Below are 16,067 nucleotides of genomic sequence, written 5' to 3'. Positions count from 1 at the left end.
GGCGGCAACAACCTCAACAACAGAGGCAAGCCTATGAACAGTTCGACCAATGCAGTAAAACGCTGGTGGTACATCATGCCAATCGTGTTTATCACGTACAGCCTGGCGTACCTGGATCGTGCCAACTTCAGTTTCGCATCCGCCGCCGGGATCAACGAAGACCTCGGGATCACCAAAGGGGTCTCCTCCCTGCTGGGTGCCCTCTTCTTCCTGGGTTATTTCTTCTTCCAGATCCCCGGCGCGATTTACGCTGAACGCCGCAGCGTGCGAAAGCTCATTTTCATCTGCCTGATCTTGTGGGGTGCCTGTGCGTCGCTTACTGGCGTGGTGAATAACATACCTGCTCTGGCGGCCATTCGCTTTATTCTCGGCGTGGTTGAGGCGGCCGTCATGCCAGCAATGCTGATTTACATCAGCAACTGGTTCACAAAATCTGAGCGTTCACGTGCTAATACGTTCCTGATACTCGGTAACCCGGTCACCGTGCTGTGGATGTCGGTAGTTTCCGGCTATCTGATCCAGTCCTTCGGCTGGCGCGAGATGTTCATCATCGAAGGGGTTCCCGCGATTATCTGGGCCTTCTGCTGGTGGGTGCTGGTGAAAGATAAGCCAGCCCAGGCGAAATGGCTTTCTGAGGACGAAAAAGCCGCACTCCAGGCGCAGCTGGATAAAGAGCAGCAGGGGCTGAAAGCGGTGCGTAACTACGGCGAAGCCTTCCGCTCCCGGAACGTTATTCTGCTGTGCGCACAGTATTTTACCTGGAGTATTGGCGTGTACGGCTTTGTGCTGTGGCTGCCGTCGATTATCCGCAGCGGCGGTGAAAACCTTGGCATGGTGGAAGTGGGCTGGCTGTCATCGGTGCCTTACCTGGCTGCGACCATCGCGATGATTATCGTCTCCTGGGCATCGGACAAGCTGCAAAACCGTAAGCTGTTCGTCTGGCCGCTGCTGCTGATCGCTGCTTTTGCCTTCATTGGCTCCTGGGCCGTAGGCGCAAACCACTTCTGGGTCTCGTACACTCTGCTGGTGATTGCGGGTGCGGCCATGTATGCCCCGTATGGTCCGTTCTTTGCCATCATCCCGGAAATGCTGCCGCGTAACGTCGCAGGGGGCGCGATGGCGTTGATCAACAGTATGGGCGCGCTGGGTTCGTTCTTTGGCTCGTGGTTTGTGGGCTATCTGAACGGCGCCACCGGCAGCCCGTCGGCCTCTTACATCTTTATGGGGGTGGCGCTTTTTGCCTCGGTATGGCTTACTCTGATCGTTAAGCCTGCTAATAATCAACAGCTACCCGTCGGCGCACGCCACGCCTGAATCCTTTTAAAATCAACGGAGATTAGCATGAAGCCGTCCGTCATTTTGTACAAAGCACTGCCTGAAGATCTGCAAAAACGCCTGGAAGAACACTTTACCGTTACCCGGGTCAAGAACCTCAGCCCGGAAACCGTGGCGCAGCACGCCGACGCGTTTGCCAGCGCCGAGGGTCTGCTGGGTTCGAGCGAAAAGGTGGATGCAGCGCTGCTGGTGAAAATGCCGAAGCTTCGTGCTACCTCAACCGTTTCGGTGGGATACGACAATTTCGACGTGGATGCGCTAAACGCACGCAACATCCTGCTGATGCACACGCCGCATGCCCTGACGGAAACCGTCGCCGACACGCTGATGGCGCTGGTGCTCAGCACCGCCCGTCGCGTGGTGGAAGTGGCCGAGCGCGTGAAAGCGGGCGAATGGACGAAAAGCATTGGCCCGGACTGGTTCGGCGTGGACGTTCATGGCAAAACGCTGGGGATTGTTGGGATGGGCCGCATCGGTCTGGCACTGGCACAGCGCGCGCATTTCGGCTTCAGCATGCCCATTCTGTATAACGCACGCCGTCACCACACTGAAGCTGAAGAACGTTTCAATGCCCGCTACTGCGAGCTTGATACGCTGTTGCGGGAAGCCGACTTTGTCTGCCTGATCCTGCCGCTGACGGATGAAACGCGTCATCTCATCGGCAAAGCGGCGTTTGAAAAGATGAAGAAATCGGCCATTTTCATCAACGCGGGTCGTGGTCCGGTGGTCGATGAGAAGGCGCTGATTGAGGCACTGCAAAACGGTGAGATCCACGCCGCCGGTCTGGACGTGTTTGAACAGGAGCCGCTGCCGGTGGATTCTCCGCTACTGACCATGCCGAACGTCGTCGCCCTGCCTCACATCGGCTCTGCCACTCATGAAACACGCTACAATATGGCGGCGACCGCCGTGGATAACCTGATTGCCGCGCTCGGCGGTAAAGTGGATAAGAACTGCGTTAACCCACAGATACAACAGTAGAAACGAAAAAACCCGCCAGAAGGCGGGTTTTTGAATTTTGTGCTACTGGGTTGGAAGCTTACAGGCTTACAACGTTACCAGCTGCTGGGCCTTTAGCGCCGCTTTCGATGGTGAAGGAAACTTTCTGACCTTCATCCAGAGATTTGTAGCCATCGTTCTGGATAGCAGAGAAGTGTACGAACACGTCTTTAGAGCCATCGTCAGGAGTGATGAAGCCGAAACCTTTATCAGCGTTGAACCATTTTACCAGACCAGTCATTTTAGCAGACATAGAAATTACCTTATTAACAAATATATTGTGCCTTCCGGCTTGATGGATTGCGTTACAGATTTTTAAGCGATGAAGGAAGGGTCACTACGAAGGGTATCTATGGATAACAATCTGGACTGCTTTACTAAACTGCTTTAGGTCTGTGTAACAAACCGACGAACATAGTTATACCGATGTGGTAGATGAATGACAAGCGTTATTTTCATCAAGCATAAAAAAAACCCCGCCGAAGCGGGGGTTTTTCTTATTCCGTAGCAGCGACCGCTGCGCTCCAGGCCTGGCTAAAGGCCTGATGCTGGGACGCGAGCGGCCCGATCAGCGCGTTGTACTGGCTCGCCTGCTGGGAGGTCGGGAACTGGATACCGTTAGAGACGAAGCTCACCTGCGTACCTTGTTCACTGATAAAGTCACCCACCTGAACCAGCTGCTGAGTAAAGACCTGCGCCGCCGGGATCAGCGGTTGCAAGGCGTTTGACGGCTTGGTCACGACTTTCTCATACACCTGGTCATAGACCGGTTTGAGATCCTCGCCCTGCTTCAACGCGGAACGCGACGCATCAGCCTGCATTTTGGCATTTTGCAGCTGCTGGCTCAGTACCCCAAGCGCGCCATTTGACTGGCGCAGCGGTTCGCGCTGGGTCATATAATCCTGTGGAACGCGGATGGCATTCACGCTATCCACTACCGGGCGAATACCGGAATCCATCGCCTGGCTTACCTGCTGTGAATAGCCATACAGAATGGCGTAATCCGACACGAATGGACCAAACTGTTTTTTCTGATCCGCAGTCAGCGTTGGTAAACGCTCGCCGCTACGCATCACTGTATTCTGTAGAAAATCGATAAACGCTTTGCGCTGATCGCCTTCTTTATCGAAACACCCACTCAGGCTAACAACCATCAACAACGCCGCAATAGGCGCAAACCAGCGAGAGCAGGACTTTCCTGTCGCCATTTTATTACTCCTTTCACCCAAAAAGCGCACACCGGCACACGCGTGCCCAACGCTGACAAGGATAGTCCAGGTCAGCCTTGCAAGATAGAGTTTTCATGCAAAACGGGTATTCCCGTTTTTGTACTGACTATTTACAAAAAAATACCTGTGCATCCCTACATATGACTAATCAGGTAATTAGCATAACTATCCATATAGCTGAAACGCGTAAAGCGATCGTTATCGCACAATTAATCACAGCCGTGACGATCCTGTGTCTGGTTTAGGGACTATTCTTAACAGGCTCTCTGATGTTCATGATCCCGATGTGTGATTTATGAGGAGTTCTCAATGGAATTAAAAGATCCTGAGTTTGAGCTGCTGAGCAGCCTGGAACAGATTATTTTTAAAGATGTACCGCCGACGGTTACCCTGAATCAAAAGTCCAATCCTTTTAGTGAATTTGAGCGTTTACGTAAAGGATCGGGCCTGAAAACAGATGAATTCGCAAGAGCGATGGGTGTCAGCGTAGCGATGGTGCTGGAGTGGGAGTCAAAACGTGAAAAACCTACCCCAGCCGAGCTAAAGCTGATGCGCCTGATCCAGGCAAACCCTGACCTTCGCAAGCAGTTAGCCTGATAAAGTTTGTTTGCCCCCGCCCTTGCGGGGGCTTGTGTTTACAGGCTTTCACATCGCCATCCCGTCTCTTCCCATACCAGTTCATGCGTCAGCTTCAGCCCTGCCAGAAAGGCTTCATCGTGCGACACCACCAGCAGCGCGCCGGGGTAATCGGCTAAGGCCGCTTCTATGGCCTGAACAGAGGCCAGATCAAGATGGTTGGTCGGCTCATCCAGAAGCAACAGCTGCGTTGCCGCTTCACGCCACAATACGCAGGCCAGCGCGGCCTTCAGGCGCTCGCCGCCACTCAGTTCGGCCAGTGGTAGTGTCACTTTCTCTGCGCCCAACTGAAGCTGCGCTAAACGGGTACGCAGCGCCCCCTCTTCGAGCGGCGTATTGCCCAGGCTAAGGTGTGTCATCACCGACTGCGACAGATCCAGCCGGGAAAGATGCTGATCGAGATAAGCACACCTGACGGAGACCTTACAGGTTCCCGTGGCAGGGGCGGTTTCGCCCAACATCACTTTCAACAGCGTGGATTTTCCACAGCCGTTCGGCCCGCGTAGCGCCACGCGCATCGGGCCATCCATTCGCCAGTTTATCGGGGAGACAGGCACATGCGGAAGCACCAGTTCTTCCAGCACCAGCACCTGTTTTCCTTCCGGGATTTCACTGCCCGGCAGGGTAAACATCACCGCGTTATCCTCTTCAACCCGCTCGCGTGCCTGGTTGACCGCAGCGTTCAGAGCATGATTTTGATCGCTATGCTGTTTTTTCCAGGAACCAATACGCTCTTTCGCCGCCCCTTTGTATTTGACCCGTTCAAACGAGGCGATGTTAAGGCTGTCGACCGTGCGAAGCGTTTTGGCTGAACGCCGCAGGCTGTCGTCATGCTCTTTATGCATACGGGCGCGGGTACGCTTGCGTTCGGTGGCAGCATGCTCCAGCGCGGCGCGGGCAGCCAGCTGCTCAGCATCACGCTGGGTTCGATAGTCAGCATAATTCCCACCGTAGCTGCGCAAGCCCAACGCGCTCAGTTCAAGGATTCGCGGCACCTGGGCCAGCAACTCACGGTCGTGAGAGGCCACCAGCACCCCGCCCTGATACCGGGATAGCTGCTCGTAGAACCACACGCGGCCTTGCCTGTCGAGGTGGTTGGTCGGTTCGTCCAGCAGCAGGTAGTCAGCATCCGCGGTGAATGCGCTGCACAGCAAGGCACGAATGCGCTCACCGCCACTCAGCTCTGCCACGCGTTTATTCGGGTCAAAAGGGGGAAGTTTTGCAGTGATAAAAGCCTGGCTCAGCCGTTCAGCCAGATCCCAGTAACCATCGAGCGTGTCGAGATCGTCGGGTTCATAATGACCGCTGTCGATGCGCGTGCGCGCCGCAAAGATCGCGTCGTAACCAAGCAGTCCGGCAAGCGTCGTATCCGCAGAAATATCCTGCTGCTGCGCCACATAGACGTGTGTACCAAAGCGCTCAATATGACCGCTGGCGGGTTCATCAACCCCTGCCAGCAGCCGCAGAAGACGTGTTTTACCGCTGCCGTTGCGGCCAACCAGCGCGCACACTGACGCATCCAGAGAAAGATTCAGCGGACCAAAAAGGATATCGCCCGTCGCAAACTGACAGGTGACCTGATGCAAAATAAAAGAGGGGGACTGCGCAAAATGAGCCATAAGCACTCCTGAATGAAATCAAAACATCCCCTGCCGACGCGGTGCGTTGAGCAAGGATCGAAATTCATCAGTCGTGTTTGTTCATTTTTGGGGGGCGCTCCTGAGGGCGAAATTTAACGGGAACAAGAATAACGGCAATGCGCCGCCCATTTCAAGGTTAAATTTTCACCAGGCTAATGCCCGAGCGTAAAAAACCCGCCGAAGCGGGTCTCTCAATCAGATAAACGCAAACGCATCGCCAAACAGACGATCTTCCCGCGCGTCACGCTCGTTGCAGAACAGGTCGCGGGCAATTTTTGCCATTTCAAAGCGACCGGCAATATAGATATCGTGCCCGGCCAGCGTCCCATGATCCTGCAATACCGCAGTCAGCACCGTACCGCTGCGCCCGCGCCAGCCCTCTTCAGGCTGCTCGACAACCGGCTCGATGCGCAGGTTTGGATGATTTACGCTCAGCGCTTCCAGCTCAGACAGATCGTAAAGATGCTTCTCTTCACGGCCGCCCCAGTAGATGGTGATATCGCGATTCGGGTTGCGCGCCAGCGCGGTCAGCAGAATAGAGCGGACATAAGAGAAGCCCGTGCCACCGGCAATCAGGATCAGCGGACGGTCTTCGTCTTCACGCAGCCAGGCCTCGCCATGAGGAATATCGACCACGATTTCACGCTCTTTCAGGATGCGGTCCATCACGGCCATCGCGTACAGGTTAAGCTCAGACGCACCAATATGCAGCTCAATAAATTCCTTCTCTGCTGGCGTTGAGGCCATAGAGAAAGGACGCTTATCACGCTCATCCATCACGACCATCAGGTACTGACCGGCACGGAATGAGAATGCCGCTTCAGGAACCAAACGGACGCGATATACGGTGTCGGTAATAGCATCTACCGACGTCACTTTACAGCTTAAGGTTGTCATTCGCTCTCTCTGTCGGGAAGTCTATAGGGCTAAACGGTCTTATTCTGCCTTACCGTTATTCATTATGGCCAGCTCGTCCCAGATCGCGTCAATTCGCGCGGTCACGGCAGGATCTTTTTCGATCGGGCGACCCCATTCACGGTCGGTTTCGCCAGGCCATTTGTTCGTGGCATCCAGTCCCATTTTTGAGCCAAGTCCGGAAACCGGCGAGGCAAAGTCCAGGTAATCAATCGGCGTGTTTTCCACTAACACCGTATCACGCGCCGGATCCATACGCGTGGTGATGGCCCAGATGACGTCATTCCAGTCGCGGGCATTGACGTCATCATCGCAGACAATCACAAACTTGGTATACATAAACTGGCGCAGGAAAGACCATACGCCCATCATCACGCGCTTAGCGTGACCGGCATACTGCTTCTTCATCGTCACCACCGCCAGGCGATACGAACACCCTTCCGGCGGCAGATAAAAATCAACGATTTCCGGGAACTGCTTTTGCAGGATCGGCACAAACACTTCGTTCAGCGCCACGCCAAGCACCGCCGGTTCGTCGGGTGGACGGCCGGTATAGGTGGAGTGATAGATGGCATCTTCACGCTGGGTAATGTGCGTGACGGTGAACACCGGGAAGTTATCCACTTCGTTGTAATAGCCGGTGTGGTCGCCGTACGGCCCTTCGGGCGCCAGCTCGCCCTGTTCAATGTAACCTTCCAGCACAATCTCTGCGCTGGCCGGTACTTCCAGGTCATTGGAGATGCACTTCACCACTTCGGTTTTGGTGCCGCGCAGCAGCCCTGCAAAGGCATATTCAGACAGCGTATCAGGAACAGGCGTCACCGCGCCCAGAATGGTTGCCGGATCGGCACCCAGCGCGACGGAAACCGGGAAGCGTTCGCCCGGATGGGCCGCGCACCACTCCTGGAAATCCAGCGCCCCGCCGCGATGGGACAACCAGCGCATGATGAGCTTGTTTTTGCCAATCAGCTGCTGGCGGTAAATGCCGAGGTTTTGACGCTCTTTATGCGGCCCACGCGTCACGGTGAGGCCCCAGGTGATCAGCGGTGCGGCATCGTCAGGCCAGCACTGCATGATGGGAATTTTGGTCAGATCCACCGCATCGCCTTCCAGCACTTTTTGCTGGCACGGCGCACCGCGCAGGCGTTTGGTGGGCATGTTCAGCACCTGCTTAAACTGCGGCAGCTTGTCGAACAGGTCGCGGAACCCTTTTGGCGGCTCCGGCTCTTTAAGAAAGGCCAGCAGTTTGCCCACTTCACGTAACGCCGTGACATCTTCCTGTCCCATCCCCAGCGCCACGCGGCGAGGTGTGCCAAACAGGTTGCACAGCACCGGCATGGCGTAGCCTTTTGGGTTTTCAAACAGCAACGCCGGGCCGCCCGCGCGCAAGGTGCGGTCAGCGATTTCTGTCATTTCCAGATACGGATCAACAGGAAGCGTAATGCGTTTGAGTTCGCCCTGCTTTTCCAGCAGCGCCAGGAAGTCGCGTAGATCGTGGTATTTCATGCAGTTAATCATGGCCTCTCTGTAAGCGCTTCATTATACGGCGTAAGACCGCGTGATGCTGTAATTTTGTTAAATTAGCGTGAACTTCCACGACTTACTCTCTTTTTCGCCATTATAATCACCTTAGCGATCCCGCCAGGGTTTTGGTATGCTTGCGCCCCGAACAATGGGAAGAGTGATTATGCAGGCCTGGTATTTACTGTATTGCAAACGCGGGCAACTTCAGCGCGCGCAGGAACATCTTGAACGTCAGTCTGTTAACTGCCTGACACCCGTGATCACGCTTGAAAAAATGCAGCGTGGAAGACGCACGACCGTCAGTGAGCCTCTGTTCCCGAACTATCTGTTCGTCGAGTTCGACCCCGAAGTGATCCACACCACGACGATCAGCGCCACGCGCGGCGTCAGCCATTTTGTGCGTTTTGGCGCCCATCCGGCAAGAGTACCGTCATCGGTTATTCATCAGCTTTCTGTCTACCAGCAGCCTGAAGATATTACCGATCCGGAAACCCCTTATGCCGGCGACAGCGTGGTGATCACCGAAGGCGCCTTTGAAGGGTTACAGGCCATCTTCGCTGAGCCGGACGGTGAAGCGCGCTCCATGCTGCTGCTCAACCTGCTGAACAAAGAGGTGTTGCAGAGCGTTAAAAACACCGATTTCCGCAAAGTTTAGAACTGCACGCCGAACAGACGACGCACGTTATCATCGGTTTGTGCTGCCAGCCACTGGGCATCTTCTCCGCGCCAGTGCGCCACTCGCTCAGCAATATGCCCCAGGTAGGCCGGTTCATTACGTCGTGATGGCGGTTTGGGCTGCATATCCCGGGGCAACAGATACGGCGCATCCGTTTCCAGCAGCAAACGATCGGCCGGGATAACGGGTAACAGCTCACGCAGTTCCAGCCCACGACGCTCATCGCAGACCCAGCCCGTGATACCCAAATACAGCCCGCGGTTCAGGCAATCCAGCGCTTCCTGACGGGAGCCCGTAAAGCAGTGCAACACCGCGCCCGGCAGTTTCTCCAGCCAGGGTTCCAGTAGCGCCATAAAACGTTCATGCGCATCGCGACAGTGCATAAACACCGGCATCTCCAGCTCTGCTGCCAGCGCGAGCTGGGCGGTAAATGCCTTCTCCTGCTCTTCAGGCGTCGAGAAGTTACGGTTGAAATCAAGCCCGCATTCGCCAATGGCAACCACTTCTGGCGTTTGTGCCAGACGATGAAGCGCCTCAGCGCTTTCATGCGTCCACTGGCTGCTGTCATGAGGATGCACGCCTGCGGTGGACCAGCAGTGTTGATAGCGTTGCGCCAGCTGCCGTGCCTGCTCACTCTCATGCAGATTCGTTCCCGTCAGTAGCAGCCCACCCACGCCGGCGGCAAAGGCGCGCGCCACCACCTCATCGTGGTCTTTCGCAAACTGGGCGCTGGTGAGGTTAAGCCCGATATCAAACATACGTATCCCCATATGACAACCGCCCTGACGGGCGGTTGGTTTTATTCTTTAGTGGTCTCTTCAGACGGCTCGTCTTCTTCGTCCCGGGTACGCCCCTTTCCGACGTAGAAACGAGCGAAGAACACGCCGACTTCAAACAGGCAGTACATAGGTATCGCCAGTAAGGTTTGCGAGAAGACGTCCGGTGGCGTTAACAGCATACCTACGACAAATGCCCCCACCAGGATGTACGGGCGCTTCTTACGCAGATCGTCAGGCGTGGTCACCCCCACCCAGCAGAGCAGGACAATTGCTACGGGCACCTCGAAGGCGACACCAAAGGCCATAAACAGCGCCATCACGAAGCTGAGGTAGCTGGCGATGTCCGTCGACACCTGTACCCCTTCCGGCGCGGTATGCGTCAGGAAGCCGAAGGCCAGCGGGAAGACAACGAAGTAGGCGAACGCCATGCCGATATAAAACAGCAGCGAACTGGACACCAGCAGCGGAATAACCAGCTTGCGTTCATGCTTGTACAGCGCGGGCGCCACAAATGCCCAGACCTGATACAGAATGACCGGCGCAGAGGCAATCAACGACACCCAGAAGGTCAGTTTGATCGGGGTAAAGAACGGTGAAGCAACGTCTGTTGCAATCATCGTCGCGCCCAGAGGCATCTGTTTAATCAGCGGCGCGGAAACCACCTGATAGATATCGTTGGCAAAATAGACCAGACATAAAAAAATGAGGAAAACCGCAATAATGCAGTTTAACAGGCGCTTACGCAGCTCAATGAGGTGCGTAATAAGCGGTTGAGTATCATCTACTGCCATGTTTACGCTTTATCACTCGACGAGGGGGATGATTCGGAAACGGGCGCGGCGGGTTTTACCTCAGCCGTTCTGACCACGGGCTCTTCCGGCGGCACCTGCTTTTTCACTTCGGGCTCCTGCGGCGATTGCTCTGGCGAAGCAGCCTGATGCTCCGCGCTGGAAGGCGTTACACCCTCGCGCTGCTCTTCGCTACCCTTCACCACCGGATTGTGGATGGTGTTTGCTTCATCGCTCGCCTTCTCAGGATCGTTAATACTGTAAGAACGCTTCATGGATTCAGCCGCTTCGCGCAACTCATCCATTGATGCTTTCAGCTCCGGCGTCAGGTTGTCCATACTCGCCTTTTCAACCTTTTTCAGGCTGTCCTGAAATTCCTGAAGCTTCAGCTCCTGCGCCAGTTCGTTCTGCACGGTAGTTGCCAGCGAGCGAAGCGCCCGCACCCAGCCCACGACGGTTTTCACCGCAACGGGTAAACGCTGCGGCCCCAACACAATCAGACCAATCACAAAGACCAGCAGTAACTCACCAAAACCAATGTCGAACACGAATTACACCTGCTCTTTATCGTGACGTTTAGCCTCTTCCTTTTTGGCTTCGTCCTGCTTATCGGCGATGGATTTAGCGGTAAAATCAGCATCCTGACTGGTTTTTTCCTGCTTATTCTCATCATCGCTCATGGCTTTCTTGAAGCCTTTGATTGACGCGCCCAGGTCGGAACCAATCGATCCGAGTTTTTTCGTGCCAAACAGCAGCACAACGATGACGGCAATGATCACTAACTGCCAGATACTGATACCACCCATGCGTGTTCCCCAGTGATAGATGATTAATTAGTCAGATCGCATTATACGTATGCAATCTCTCGATAGCGACGCTAATTCAGCGCGTTTTTCGCCAGCCAGCAAGCCAGACAACCACACCGGCAGCCATAATCCAGGCTGGCATCATTTCCCAGTCCGGACGATTGATCAACAGCAACGTGCCGCTTATCAGCAGCGTCGCGCCAATTCCGAAGAGATAGCGGGACTGCCCCTGACGCACGCGACTGGATTGAAGCTCGTGCGCGATTTTATCCATGCTGTGCTGAAGGTTCTTGCTCTGACGCAAACTGTCGTAAACCAGTTCAGGAATTTCAGGCATTTTTTCAATCCAGAACGGGCCTTTCTCTTTAAGCGAGCGAACCAGGGCTGGAATACCGACCTGATCCTTAATCCAGGATTCGAGGAACGGTTTCGCGGTTTTCCACAAGTCTAACTGAGGATAGAGCTGGCGGCCTACGCCCTCAACGTAAAGTAATGTTTTCTGAAGTAAAACTAATTGTGGCTGCACTTCCATATTGAAACGGCGTGCGGTGTTGAACAGGTTGAGCAGGACGTGTCCGAAAGAGATCTCCGAGAGCGGCTTTTCAAAAATCGGCTCACAGACGGTGCGGATCGCAAATTCAAACTCTTCCACGTTGGTATCTGGCGGAACCCAGCCTGAATCCACGTGCAGCTCGGCCACCTTACGGTAGTCGCGATTGAAGAAAGCGATAAAGTTCTCGGCGAGATAACGCTTATCCTCTTTATTCAGCGAGCCGACAATACCGCAGTCGATGCCGATGTATTTCGGATCTTCCGGGTGCTCATAGCTGACGAAGATGTTGCCCGGATGCATGTCTGCATGGAAGAAGCTGTCGCGGAAAACCTGAGTAAAGAAGACCTGCACGCCACGCTCGGCCAGCAGCTTCATGTTGGTGCCCTGTTTTTCCAGCGCCGCCACGTCCGAGACCGGAATACCGTAGATACGTTCCATCACCATCATGTTCTGACTGCAATAGTCAGAATAGACTTCAGGAACATACAGCATCGGGCTGTCTTCAAAGTTTCGACGCAGCTGAATGGCGTTCGCCGATTCACGCAGCAGGTTAAGCTCGTCAATCAGCGTTTTTTCGTATTCCCGAACCACTTCCAGCGGACGCAGACGGCGACCATCCGGCAACAGACGCGGCACCCAGCGAGCCAGGCGATAAATCAGCTTCATGTCTGCTTTGATAACCGGCAGGATATCCGGACGAATCACTTTGATGACCACCTCTTTGCCATTTTCCTTCAGGCGCGCGGTGTGAACCTGCGCAATAGAGGCAGAGGCCAGGGGCTGAATATCGAAATCATCAAACCAGGTCTCGATGGGGATATTGCCCATCGCTTCTTCGATTTGTTTCTTCGCTCTCTCTCCGTCAAACGGAGCAACGCGGTCCTGCAATAGCGCGAGCTGATCGGCAATCTGCGGTGGGAAAAGGTCGCGACGTGTTGAGAGCATCTGCCCAAACTTGATCCAGACCGGGCCCAGCTCCTGTAACGCAAGACGCAGGCGTGCGCCCAGCTCCTGATCCTTATGGCGATTCGGCATCCAGAATAGCGTGCGACGCCAAAGCCGAAGCGGCAGGGTGATACGCATTCTGGGGATAAGCTCGTCGAGCCCGTAGCTCAAAAAGGTGCGAACGATAAAATAGAGGCGCCGAATTTCACCAGGCGTCATTTGCCCTCCAGTTTTTCCAGCCGTTTGGTTAACGCATCAACTGCGCGCTCAACTGCCGCGGTCTCTTCTGCAAACCAGGCGACTTCTAAAGGCCCCGGCGCCATACGCCACTCTTCGGTCAGCACCTCGGCAGCGTAGCGCTGTTGACGGAGCAGACCTTTACGAAGGAAAGCGGAACCCGTGCGCAGCGTTTTGCTTATACCTTCAGCCGCGATGTCGCCGATATAGGGCGCCATCAGTTCCGCCGGGTCGAATTCAGCCTGATCGCTGAGTGCAACGAAGTTCTGTACCACCTGAATATCGCCTTCGACCTCCAGCTCACCGCTGCGAATAAGCGCCGTCATCTGCTGACGGTCACGCAGTTTTGGCAATACGCTCATGTGCGTAATCACCGAGCAGTCAGCCTCGCCTTCCCACTCACCCAGAACGTCAAGCTGGCGTTCGCTGAAGACCAGCACAAGCGGCGTCGAGAACTCCTTTAAAACGATGCGCAGCACCTTTCCGTTAAGCCGCTGACGTGCGGTTTTCAACGCCGGAGCGCGATACAGAAAAGCATTCAGTACATTCTCGATGCCTGCGGTGACTAAGGGTTTAATGGGCACGGGAAACCTCCACTCAGAACTTGTAACCACGATGCAGCGCGACGACACCCGCCGTCATATTGAAGTATTCCACGTTTTCAAACTCCGCATCCTGCATCATCGCTTTCAGCGTGTCCTGATCCGGGTGCATTCGGATGGACTCGGCCAGATAACGGTAACTTTCTGCATCGTTTGCCACCAGCTCGCCGATGCGCGGCAGAACGTGGAAGGAATAGGCATCGTAAGCTTTGCTCAGCGGGTCGATAATCGGTTTAGAAAACTCGAGTACCAGCAGTCGACCGCCCGGCTTAAGCACGCGGTACATGGAGCGCAGCGCTTTATCTTTATCGGTCACGTTACGCAGACCGAAAGAGATGGTGATGCAGTCGAACGTATTATCCGGGAACGGCAGCGCTTCGGCGTTGGCCTGAACATATTCAACGTTGCCTACCACGCCGATATTACGCAGCTTTTCGCGTCCCATTTTCAGCATGGAGTCGTTGATATCCGCCAGCACCACGCGGCCGGTTTCGCCAACCAGACGGGAGAATTTAGCGGTCAGATCCCCTGTGCCTCCGGCTAAATCCAGCACCGTTTGTCCACGGCGCACGCCGCTGCAATCAATAGTGAAGCGCTTCCACAAGCGATGAATGCCAAATGACATCAAATCATTCATCACATCGTACTTCGCCGCCACGGAATGAAATACGTGGGCCACCATGTCAGCTTTCTGCGCTTTGGCGACAGTCTGAAAGCCAAAGTGCGTTGTGTCTTGTGAATCGTCAACCATCTCAGAGCCTGCTAATCAGTCAAATGTTCGTGAAGTGTAACAGATTGGGCGCATTTGCCCTACGTTTCAACCACCGTGAAAGAAACGCGCCGGCTGCGCTTCGGGGGATAAACTCGCCGCTAAATCGTTGTCTTCATTGCGGCTATTTTGCTTACCGTCGCCTTCACGCAGACGAAACTCTTCGTCCTGAGCGGTAGCCTGCTCCACCAGTTCCGGATTAATCTCGCGTTTAACTTCCACCCCCAGGCTGCGAAACGCCTCCGCCTGCGCCAGCAAATTGCCACGCCCGGAGGAGAGTTTTTTCATCGCCTGGCGGTAGTTATCCTGCGCGCGATCCAGGCTTTGCCCCACCGAGGACATATCGTCCACAAACAGCCGCATTTTGTCGTACAGCTTGCTGGCGCGATCGGCAATCTGCTGCGCGTTACGGCTTTGGTGCTCATAGCGCCACAGGTTGGCAATGGTACGTAACGCCACCAGTAGCGTGGTGGGGCTGACCAGCATAATGTTATTTTTCAGCGCTTCGGTGATCAGTTCGGGCTGTCTGTCGAGCGCCAGCAGGAACGCAGGCTCGACCGGAATGAACATCAGCACATAATCCAGCGATCGCAGCCCCGGCAACTGCTGATAATCTTTTCTGCCCAACAGACGGATATGGTTACGCACGGAGGCGATGTGCTCCTGCAACGCTGTTTCGCGGGTGTAGTCATCCTCAGCGTTGAAGTAGCGCTCATAGGCCACCAGCGTCATTTTGGCGTCGATAACCACATCTTTGCCCTGTGGCAGACGAACAATGACATCCGGCTGCATCCGCGAGCGCGCATCGTTCTCAATGCTGACCTGCGTTTCGTATTCGTATCCTTCGCGCAGGCCAGAGGCCTCCAGCACGCGCGTCATGACCACTTCGCCCCAGTTTCCCTGCGCTTTGTTATCACCTTTCAGTGCGCGCGTCAGGTTAACCGCCTCCTGCGCCATCTGCGCATTCAGCTGCTGGAGATTACGAATTTCATGCGCCAGCGTGTGGCGTTCGCGGGCTTCCTGACCAAAGCTGTCCTGTACCTGACGGCGAAAGCCATCCAGCTGTTCACGCAGCGGCGTCAGCAGGCTGTTCAGGCTCTGGCGGTTCTGCTCATCCACGCGGCGATTGCTGTGCTCAAAAATGCGGTTCGCGAGGTTCTCAAACTGCTCGCTAAGACGCTGCTCGCTGTTGATCATCTGACGGATTTTGTCTTCCGCGTGCAGTTGGGTGGACTCAAGACGGGTGGTCACTTCACGGAGATCGGCCTCCAGCGAGGTATTGATATCACGCAGATTGCGCAGTTCGTTATTGAGCAGTTCGCATTCGTCGCGCCAGTGGTCACTCAGCGCAAGCTGTTGTTTCGTCGCGCTAAGTTCAGCGACGATCTCTTCGCGCTCTGCCAGCTGTTCGGCTTTCTGCTGCGCATGCTGGTAGCCGGAAATGAGCCAGCCAATCCCCACGCTCACCAGCGCAATCACTGCATAAATCAGGATTGAGATATCCACAATGCCCCCTGCATCAACGTATTACCGCACAAAATAGAATTGTGCTGTATGAACGTCCAGTTTGAAAGGGTTTTCCTGCGAGGCGTTACGCAAAAAGAAAAGGCCGAGCATGTCGGCCTTTCAGCACT

17 protein-coding genes are annotated in these 16,067 nt (G+C 55.0%); 4 read left to right on the top strand and 13 right to left on the bottom strand.

Going from position 1 to position 16,067, the window contains the following annotated elements; all coding sequences use genetic code 11:
* Window positions 1–33: 33 nt before the first annotated feature.
* Together ACWKXX_RS13375 and ghrB are read left to right on the top strand one after the other, a co-directional pair.
* Window positions 34–1,314, top strand: coding sequence for an MFS transporter (locus ACWKXX_RS13375; protein WP_017694735.1), 1,281 nt, complete (start codon window positions 34–36; stop codon window positions 1,312–1,314).
* A gap of 27 nt (window positions 1,315–1,341) precedes the next feature.
* Window positions 1,342–2,316 carry a glyoxylate/hydroxypyruvate reductase GhrB gene (gene ghrB / locus ACWKXX_RS13370; protein WP_261665823.1) on the top strand — a complete coding sequence of 325 codons (975 nt, stop codon included), beginning with the start codon at window positions 1,342–1,344 and terminating at the stop codon, window positions 2,314–2,316.
* Between the two features lie 58 nt (window positions 2,317–2,374).
* Here ghrB and cspE read toward each other — a convergent pair whose 3' ends face one another.
* Together cspE and ACWKXX_RS13360 are read right to left on the bottom strand one after the other, a co-directional pair.
* Window positions 2,375–2,587, bottom strand: a complete 213-nt coding sequence (gene cspE, locus ACWKXX_RS13365; RefSeq protein ID WP_003860775.1) for a transcription antiterminator/RNA stability regulator CspE — start codon at window positions 2,585–2,587, stop codon at window positions 2,375–2,377.
* Window positions 2,588–2,831: 244 nt separating this feature from the next.
* Window positions 2,832–3,542: a DUF3053 domain-containing protein gene (locus ACWKXX_RS13360; RefSeq protein WP_017383576.1), complete on the bottom strand. Its 711-nt coding sequence runs from the start codon at window positions 3,540–3,542 to the stop codon at window positions 2,832–2,834.
* 330 nt (window positions 3,543–3,872) lie between these two features.
* Between ACWKXX_RS13360 and ACWKXX_RS13355 the strand changes: the two genes are divergently transcribed.
* Window positions 3,873–4,160: an HTH-type transcriptional regulator gene (locus ACWKXX_RS13355; RefSeq protein ID WP_003860776.1), complete on the top strand. Its 288-nt coding sequence runs from the start codon at window positions 3,873–3,875 to the stop codon at window positions 4,158–4,160.
* 38 nt (window positions 4,161–4,198) lie between these two features.
* Here ACWKXX_RS13355 and ACWKXX_RS13350 read toward each other — a convergent pair whose 3' ends face one another.
* The 3 genes from ACWKXX_RS13350 to ubiD form a co-directional block, all read right to left on the bottom strand.
* Window positions 4,199–5,818: an ABC-F family ATP-binding cassette domain-containing protein gene (locus ACWKXX_RS13350; protein WP_261665824.1), complete on the bottom strand. Its 1,620-nt coding sequence runs from the start codon at window positions 5,816–5,818 to the stop codon at window positions 4,199–4,201.
* Between the two features lie 216 nt (window positions 5,819–6,034).
* Window positions 6,035–6,736, bottom strand: a complete 702-nt coding sequence (gene fre / locus ACWKXX_RS13345) for an NAD(P)H-flavin reductase (protein ID WP_003860778.1) — start codon at window positions 6,734–6,736, stop codon at window positions 6,035–6,037.
* Between the two features lie 39 nt (window positions 6,737–6,775).
* Window positions 6,776–8,272 carry a 4-hydroxy-3-polyprenylbenzoate decarboxylase gene (gene ubiD, locus ACWKXX_RS13340; RefSeq protein ID WP_023295742.1) on the bottom strand — a complete coding sequence of 499 codons (1,497 nt, stop codon included), beginning with the start codon at window positions 8,270–8,272 and terminating at the stop codon, window positions 6,776–6,778.
* A 169-nt stretch (window positions 8,273–8,441) separates the two neighbouring features.
* On the opposite strand from ubiD, the gene rfaH reads away from it, so the two are divergent.
* Entirely contained in the window at window positions 8,442–8,933 is a 492-nt protein-coding gene (gene rfaH / locus ACWKXX_RS13335; RefSeq protein ID WP_003860779.1) for a transcription/translation regulatory transformer protein RfaH, read from the top strand.
* Here rfaH and tatD read toward each other — a convergent pair.
* The 8 genes from tatD to rmuC all read right to left on the bottom strand — a co-directional run bounded on the left by tatD (window position 8,930) and on the right by rmuC (window position 15,939).
* Entirely contained in the window at window positions 8,930–9,712 is a 783-nt protein-coding gene (gene tatD, locus ACWKXX_RS13330) for a 3'-5' ssDNA/RNA exonuclease TatD (RefSeq protein ID WP_017694739.1), read from the bottom strand. The genes rfaH and tatD overlap by 4 nt on opposite strands.
* A 41-nt stretch (window positions 9,713–9,753) precedes the next feature.
* Entirely contained in the window at window positions 9,754–10,524 is a 771-nt protein-coding gene (gene tatC / locus ACWKXX_RS13325) for a Sec-independent protein translocase subunit TatC (RefSeq protein ID WP_015569997.1), read from the bottom strand.
* 2 nt (window positions 10,525–10,526) lie between these two features.
* Complete coding sequence (gene tatB / locus ACWKXX_RS13320) at window positions 10,527–11,069, bottom strand: Sec-independent protein translocase protein TatB (RefSeq protein ID WP_163293977.1); 543 nt, start codon at window positions 11,067–11,069, stop codon at window positions 10,527–10,529.
* Window positions 11,070–11,072: 3 nt separating this feature from the next.
* Window positions 11,073–11,327, bottom strand: coding sequence for a Sec-independent protein translocase subunit TatA (tatA, locus tag ACWKXX_RS13315; protein ID WP_003860787.1), 255 nt, complete (start codon window positions 11,325–11,327; stop codon window positions 11,073–11,075).
* 76 nt (window positions 11,328–11,403) lie between these two features.
* Window positions 11,404–13,044 (bottom strand): ubiquinone biosynthesis regulatory protein kinase UbiB, encoded by a 1,641-nt coding sequence (gene ubiB / locus ACWKXX_RS13310; protein ID WP_017694740.1) that lies wholly within the window; start codon window positions 13,042–13,044, stop codon window positions 11,404–11,406.
* Complete coding sequence (gene ubiJ, locus ACWKXX_RS13305; protein WP_023295740.1) at window positions 13,041–13,646, bottom strand: ubiquinone biosynthesis protein UbiJ; 606 nt, start codon at window positions 13,644–13,646, stop codon at window positions 13,041–13,043. The genes ubiB and ubiJ overlap by 4 nt, the downstream gene beginning before the upstream one ends.
* A gap of 13 nt (window positions 13,647–13,659) precedes the next feature.
* Window positions 13,660–14,415, bottom strand: coding sequence for a bifunctional demethylmenaquinone methyltransferase/2-methoxy-6-polyprenyl-1,4-benzoquinol methylase UbiE (ubiE, locus tag ACWKXX_RS13300; RefSeq protein WP_003860790.1), 756 nt, complete (start codon window positions 14,413–14,415; stop codon window positions 13,660–13,662).
* 66 nt (window positions 14,416–14,481) lie between these two features.
* Window positions 14,482–15,939, bottom strand: coding sequence for a DNA recombination protein RmuC (gene rmuC / locus ACWKXX_RS13295; RefSeq protein ID WP_017383581.1), 1,458 nt, complete (start codon window positions 15,937–15,939; stop codon window positions 14,482–14,484).
* Between the last annotated feature and the right edge of the window lie 128 nt (window positions 15,940–16,067).

This window comes from Enterobacter sp. UPMP2061, assembly GCF_053709615.1.
The sequence above is the reverse complement of the archived record's forward strand: the minus strand, read 5'-3'. Positions and strand labels throughout refer to the sequence as shown.